Source organism: Okeania sp. SIO2F4, assembly GCF_010672385.1.
GTDB lineage: Bacteria > Cyanobacteriota > Cyanobacteriia > Cyanobacteriales > Microcoleaceae > Trichodesmium.
Map to the genome: position 1 here is coordinate 1 of NZ_JAAHGT010000536.1, position 6588 is coordinate 6588.

At 37.5% G+C, this 6588-nt stretch carries 5 protein-coding genes; 2 read left to right on the top strand and 3 right to left on the bottom strand.

The features are described from left to right. Positions 1 to 228 precede the first annotated feature (228 nt). Together F6K22_RS26825 and F6K22_RS26830 are read left to right on the top strand one after the other, a co-directional pair. Positions 229 to 2910, top strand: coding sequence for a GH92 family glycosyl hydrolase (locus tag F6K22_RS26825; protein WP_293105113.1), 2682 nt, complete (start codon positions 229 to 231; stop codon positions 2908 to 2910). Between the two features lie 537 nt (positions 2911 to 3447). Then, entirely contained in the window at positions 3448 to 4035 is a 588-nt protein-coding gene (locus F6K22_RS26830) for an SH3 domain-containing protein (RefSeq protein ID WP_293105116.1), read from the top strand. Between the two features lie 322 nt (positions 4036 to 4357). Here the strand turns inward: F6K22_RS26830 and F6K22_RS26835 are convergent, their stop codons facing one another. From F6K22_RS26835 to F6K22_RS26845, 3 genes are all read right to left on the bottom strand, one after another. Continuing rightward, on the bottom strand, positions 4358 to 4795 hold the full coding sequence (locus F6K22_RS26835; protein WP_293105119.1) for a DUF4079 domain-containing protein: 438 nt from the start codon (positions 4793 to 4795) through the stop codon (positions 4358 to 4360). A gap of 346 nt (positions 4796 to 5141) precedes the next feature. After that, complete coding sequence (locus tag F6K22_RS26840; RefSeq protein WP_363274504.1) at positions 5142 to 5348, bottom strand: response regulator; 207 nt, start codon at positions 5346 to 5348, stop codon at positions 5142 to 5144. A 558-nt stretch (positions 5349 to 5906) separates the two neighbouring features. Then, positions 5907 to 6588 (bottom strand): tetratricopeptide repeat protein (locus F6K22_RS26845; protein ID WP_293105121.1); only part of this gene is annotated, 682 nt, incomplete at its 5' end.

Here is a 6588-nt window from a genome sequence, read left to right on the forward strand (position 1 = left end):
GTTAACAGCAACTGGATTATGGAACTTATATCTGATAGCAGCATAAGTAATCAAATTACTCAGGAAATATATCAAGTTTTCGTTTGAGTTTTTTTCTAACCTAAGTTATTTCCCAACAACTCTAATAACAATAATCCTAATTTGATATTATAAGATATTATCGCTACTTTCAAAATCTGAATACTCACCCTAACTGAAAAACCTAAATTTCTATTCCTCCCCCAATTTATGACTAACACAAATACACCAACCACAGATAACCTCAAATATGTCAACCCCCTAATAGGTACAGGCGGCAACGGTCACACCCACCCAGGAGCGAGCGTTCCGAATGGTTTTGTCGTACTTGGTCCCGATACCAGAGTCGAAGGGTGGAATGCCAGTTCCGGATACTATGATAGCGATGGCAGTATTCTGGGTTTTTCCCACACTCACCTAAGCGGTACAGGTATTGCAGACTATGGGGATATTTTAATTTTGCCAAAAATTGGTACTATGGTACTCGAACCGGGAACATTGGAAAACCCAGACTCAGGTTATCGGGAACGCTTTGACAAAAATTCTGAAACTGCTTCTCCTGCTTACTACAAAGTTAAATTAAACTCAGGAGTACAAGTCGAACTCACTGCTACACAACGGAGTGGTTTTCACTACTACACTTTTCCCGAAAATTCTGACGTGAAACTACTCATAGACTTAGTTCATCGCCGAGACGAAAACACTCTCTCTGCTAGTATCAAAGTATTAGACCCTTTTACTATTGTTGGCAGTCGCATCAGTCAAAATTGGTCGCCCGAACAAAGAATTTATTTTTATATCAAAATAGATAAACCATTGCAAAAAATGTATATTTCCACTGATGGAAAAAATCTAACTCAACTCAACAGTGCAAATAACAAATATATTCAATCATATCTGGAATTAGGGCAAATTTCCGATCTCAAAGTGCGAGTTGGTATTTCCGCAGTAGATATTAATGGGGCGCAAAGAAACCTCGCCAAAGAAATTCCCACCTGGCAATTTTACCAAACAGTTGACTCCAGTAAAGAACTCTGGCGTGAAAAACTGGCAAAAATTGATATTGAAACCGAAAACGAAACAGATAAAATCATTTTCTATACTGCTCTCTACCATACCTACAAAGCTCCACATATATATATGGATGTAGACAAACGGTTTCGGGGAGCAGATGGACGCATTCATACCGCAGGAGGTTTTACCAACTACACCCTATTTTCCCTGTGGGATACATTTCGCGCTCTCCACCCATTGATGACTTTGCTGGAACCCTCAGAAACCAATGAATATATCAAATCTATGTTGATACATTACGACCAAGTGGGTTCCCTACCAAAGTGGAAACTAGGAGAAAAAGATGTCAAAACAATGGTTGGTCGTCATGCTATTAGTGTTATTGTAGATGCTTTTATCAAAGGTTTGCGGAACTATGATAATTGGTGGGCGTTAGGAGCAATGATTGACACCATGAATAGAGAAGAACCAGAATTAAATGTTTATCGGAATTATGGCTTTGTACCTTCAGATGTTGATGTTAACTGGTCAGTGTCGCGGACTCTAGAATTTGCCTATAATGACTGGGCGATCGCTCAGGTTGCTAGAACTTTTGGAAATATTAGTCTGGCAGAAAGTTATGAAAAACGTTCTCAAGCATATCGCCAAGTATTCGACCCCAGTCAAAAATTAATGCGCCCCAAACGTAGCGATGGTAGTTGGGATAATTTCGATCCGTTTGCAGCAGCATGGGATTCTCCATTTATTGAGGGTAACTCCTGGCAATATACCTGGTTTGTACCCCATAATATTCCTGACTTAATTCAACTGATGGGTGGAAACACAGAATTTTTAGCACAACTGGAAAAACTATTTTCTCTGGATAGTAGTCTAGGTAATGAACTGCCGGATATTACAGGTTTAATTGGGCAATACGCTCATGGCAATGAACCCAGTCATCAGATCCCCTATCTTTTCAATTTTGTCGATCGCAACGACTTGACTCGTGCTTATGTGCAGGAAATACTTACGACAATGTACAAAGCAACACCAGATGGTATCATCGGTAATGAAGACTGCGGGCAAATGTCTGCTTGGTATATTCTTAGTTCCCTGGGTTTGTATCAGGTGACTCCGGGTACGCCAATGTTTGACTTGGGATATTTGCATTTTTCTCAAGCGACTATACATCTAGATAATGGCAATAATTTCATCATCCAAAAAGGTACTCATTCCGAACCTTATTTACTTAATGGTAAACCTGTCTCAGGTTGGCAAATTTCATATCAAGATATTATGAATGGTGGTGTGCTAAGTATTTCTTCACCAACGCCAATAAATTCACTAACGCCAACAAATGTGATGCAATGGTATAACACACCTCCTGTCTGGAGCGAGCAAGATGGAATAATTCAAGTTACCACGGGAGCAAAAACTGATTTTTGGCGGGTGACTCACTATGATTTTATTCGGGATAACGGTCATTTTTATTATCGGAATATTACAGGTAATTTTATTGCCAAAGTTAAAGTTACTGGTCAATATCAAGCATTATATGACCAAGCAGGTTTGATGGTGCGTTTGGATGAGAAGACTTGGTTAAAATCTGGAATTGAATTTGTCAATGGTGTACAACAGGCAAGTGCTGTGGTGACAAGAGAATATTCTGACTGGTCAGTGGTGCCGTTGTCGGAAAACCCAGAAAGTCTTTGGTTGCGGTTAAAGCGGAGTGGGGAAACAGTGGAAGTAGAATATTCTCTGGATGGGGAAAGTTATAGTTTATTGAGATTAGCTTATTTGACTACAGCAAATCAGTTGCAGGTAGGTTTGATGTCTGCTTCTCCTGATGGGGATGGTTTTTCTGTTGTGTTTGAAGAATTTAGTTTGACTGAAGGTTAATGATTTTTTTGGAAGTTTAAATTTGGGAATTTGTCAAGGCTTTACAAAAGTAGCATCAGAGTTTTGAGCCTATAAAATCTTAACTTTTGACTTTTGACTTCCCCCCTTGGGGGGGAAAGGGGGAGTTGACTTTTAACTTCCGTGAAACGGTATTACTATAGCCTGCGTCCGCAGCGACGGTCACTCTGTGGAAGGAAGCAATCTCAGGAGTTAGATCCTGTCCGTTAACTTCCGTGAAACGGTATTACTATAGCCTGCGTCCGCAGCGACGGTCACTCTGTGGAAGGAAGCAATCTCAGGAGTTAGATCCTGTCCGTTTAATTAGTGATAAAAAAACTTTCTCCTGCTTGTATGTTCTTTCTTCTCCCTCTTCTCCCCTCCTGACTCCTGACTCGTCCCTAATTATTTATAACTATTCATCCGGACATGATATTATGCGAGATTGCTTCCTATCGTCGCAATGACGACTTTTCAGCAGAATTCTATATGAAAAGTGCCTTAATATTTAGACTACTTAGGAAATATTGGGAGAAAAAAATGCTTCGTTCAATATGTTTAGTCTTTTTGATTTTTTTATCTTCTGGTTTAGCTTTATCAGAACCAGTTTCAAGTCCTAATGAATCAGATGTTTTATTTTCGATTGATTTATGGCCAGGGGAAGGTATCCCACGTTTTAAATCAAAAATGAATCTCCAACCATTGCTGAGACCCAACCTAGACTCGCCACCTGTAACAGGACTGGAAGTAAAAAAGGGAACTATCCTCAATTTTACCGAAACTCTATACCAAACGATCGAATCAGGTCTTGTCATTATCGAACAAACCCAAAAATTAGAAGTAACTAATTATGGAAATATCAAATACCTTTCGAGAGATGCTTATTATTCATCAGGAAAACAGACTAACCTCACTCTTAAAAAAGGAGACCAAATTAATGTATTGCAAAACCGAGCAGAGGGTCAAATGTTCTTTGAATACCAAGGTAATATTTATGCAGGTTGGTGTAAACCATGTTACAGTGCTTCCTATAAAACGGCCTGGTGGGTAAAGGTTACTCTATTATCAAAGAGTGGTTGGGTGTTAATTAATGAAAACACAGTGGAATTTTTACAACGTGAATTCTAATGTCACCCTGTGAGGTACAACTTATATCAAATTCTTTAGTATTGGTACAATTCAATATTGTAGGGGTTTGGAGACCAAACCCCTACCTAACCAGAAGTTTTTGCCAATATTGTCTGAGGTAAAATTACTAGAATTTATTCTTGATAAATATTAACAATAGAATTAAATTCTAACAGTTTTACCTAAACATAAAATACCTAAATACCTATTTTTTTGAGGTTAATTCTCTGAGAAACTGACCATAAACTTGATTAATAATTTGCATTTTCAAAATAATTAGTAAATTTACCAATTTTTGTCATACCAAGTATTTTCAATTTAGTCAGGGCAAATACTTCTGCACAACGCTCCAACCTGTCAAAGATACTGTCGCAAAACTAAACAACAGAATAATATTAGTCGTAATATGGAGCGATCGCGCCCAAGGTTGTTTAGCATTAATCTGAGTTGCACTCCCTGCAGAAACTAATACCAATGTCACAACAGTTAAACCAGCAGGTAAATGAGCAGAATGACCTAAATTACCATAATAGCCAATAGTTCCCACTAAACCAATTGCTAGTAACAAAATTACTAAAAATACCATTATTCCCCCGATAATATAATGAAAGGGTCGCAACCATTGAGGCCGTTTTTGTTTGTTATGGCGAGCAAAAAACATCCAACCACCAGTGACTGCTAATAATGAGTAAGCAAAGAGGGAAAGACCCATAGACCAAGCTGCTATTTTCCACAGCCACAGAAAAGAAGGTAAATTCATATATAATTAGTTTTCATTAGGGATTAGGGAATAGGGGCAGTGAAACAAATAGGTCTAGTTTAAAAATAGGATAATTTATTTTTTGCTATTCCCTGATATTTTTTGAGTTTAAACTAACTACCCAAAAACCATACCCTGTAGTTTAGTATATAGGACTTATATCATGTCCGGTTGAATAGTTATAATTAAAGCTTGTAGTAAAGCTCTTAGCCCCAAGCATAGATAGGACTGAGAGCTTTACTACAAACAAAAACTTTTTGGTCGCGTAAGCGGAACGGAGTTCTATCACTGATTATCTGGACATGATATTACGCAGAAATTGGGTTGATCAACCAATACCGTTCAGTTAAGGATTTTGTGCCACTTCTGTAATCTGAAAAGCTCCTATAATATCAAACATTTTTATATCTAATAAAATCCGATCGGGAGGTTCCAATTTTATTGCTTTTATGGCACTTTCACCATTCAATGCTTTCCTAACCTGATAATTGTTATTTTTAAGCATAGTCATTAAGACTCTTAGGTTAGAGGGATAGTCATCAACTATTAAAATATGCTTGGGTCATCTTTCTTCCATAGATTTTTTAGTTGCTTTTTCTTAATGCTTAAAGTTGAATTATATTTAGTTAGTCTCCACACAATGTTTTAATTAATTTTGTAATTTTTTCAAGTTGAAAATAATCAACGAAAAGAGTTAATCGATGGGCTAATAAAGAATATTTTTCTGGTATTTATTTGACCAATTCTAAAATTAAATCATCATCCAAAGCTTCACTAGGATAATATAATTTATCTAGCTATTCTTGATTACAGCGCTTTTGCCGATCTCTGAACCACATCGTCACAACTAAAACCCAGTAGGGGCGAATGGCCATTTGCCCCTACTGTGGTCTACCGTGCAGGAAAACCGCTGTAATTTAGTCAATTAAACAAACTAATATTATTTTTGGTTGAATAATTATAAATAACTAGGGAAAAGTTAGGAGCAGAGCAAAAATGAGAAAATTAATATATGCTAGTTGAATACTTATAACAGAAAAATAGGTGGATAAAGTTTGTCTATCGCTAATGAAGCGGATATTATCTAACATCTAGATCAACTCAATATTCTTTAATACCAAGAATTCCTAGAATTCCTAGACTTTTCCTGCAGTTTTTCACGCGCTTTAATAGCAGGTGTAAAATCTGGCTTAATTTCAATAGCTTTGTCATAAGCAGCGATCGCTTCCTTATATTTCTCCATTTCTCCAAGCACCCAACCCAAGTTCGACCAAGCTATGGGGTCTTGAGAATTAATAGCGATTCCTTTCCTCAGAGAAGCTACCCCTTGATCATAACGCTTTAACTTAGTCAAAGCAATACCACGACTACCCCAAGATTGAAAATCATCAGCATTAATTTTAATCGCTTCGTCAAAAGCAGCTATAGCTTCTTGATTTTTTTCCAACCGCATTAAAGCAAAACCTTGATCTCGCCAAGCAGGTGCAAAACTAGGATCGATGTCTATCGCTTTTTGATAAGAAGCAACCGCTTCCTCATATCGCTGCAAACCATCAGCAAGAAAACTACCTTGATTATGCCAAGCAATATGGTACTTTGGCCGACTTTCAGTAGCTTTTTTATAAGCATCCAAAGCTTCCTCAAAGCGCTGTAAGAAAAATAAAGTATTACCTTTTCCCATAGAAGCGCGATAAAAATCTGGGTTTAACTGTAAAGCTTGTTCATAAGAAGCTAATGCTTTTTGATGACGCTGTAGTTTACTCAATACCTGACCCCGGTCAACCATTGCTGCC

Bases quoted from the DNA above. Each gene is read 5' to 3' on its own strand.
- F6K22_RS26830 (WP_293105116.1), top strand. From the start codon at position 3,448: ATGCTTCGTTCAATATGTTTAGTCTTTTTGATTTTTTTATCTTCTGGT.
- F6K22_RS26825 (WP_293105113.1), top strand. From the start codon at position 229: ATGACTAACACAAATACACCAACCACAGATAACCTCAAATATGTCAAC.
- F6K22_RS26835 (WP_293105119.1), bottom strand. From the start codon at position 4,795: ATGAATTTACCTTCTTTTCTGTGGCTGTGGAAAATAGCAGCTTGGTCT.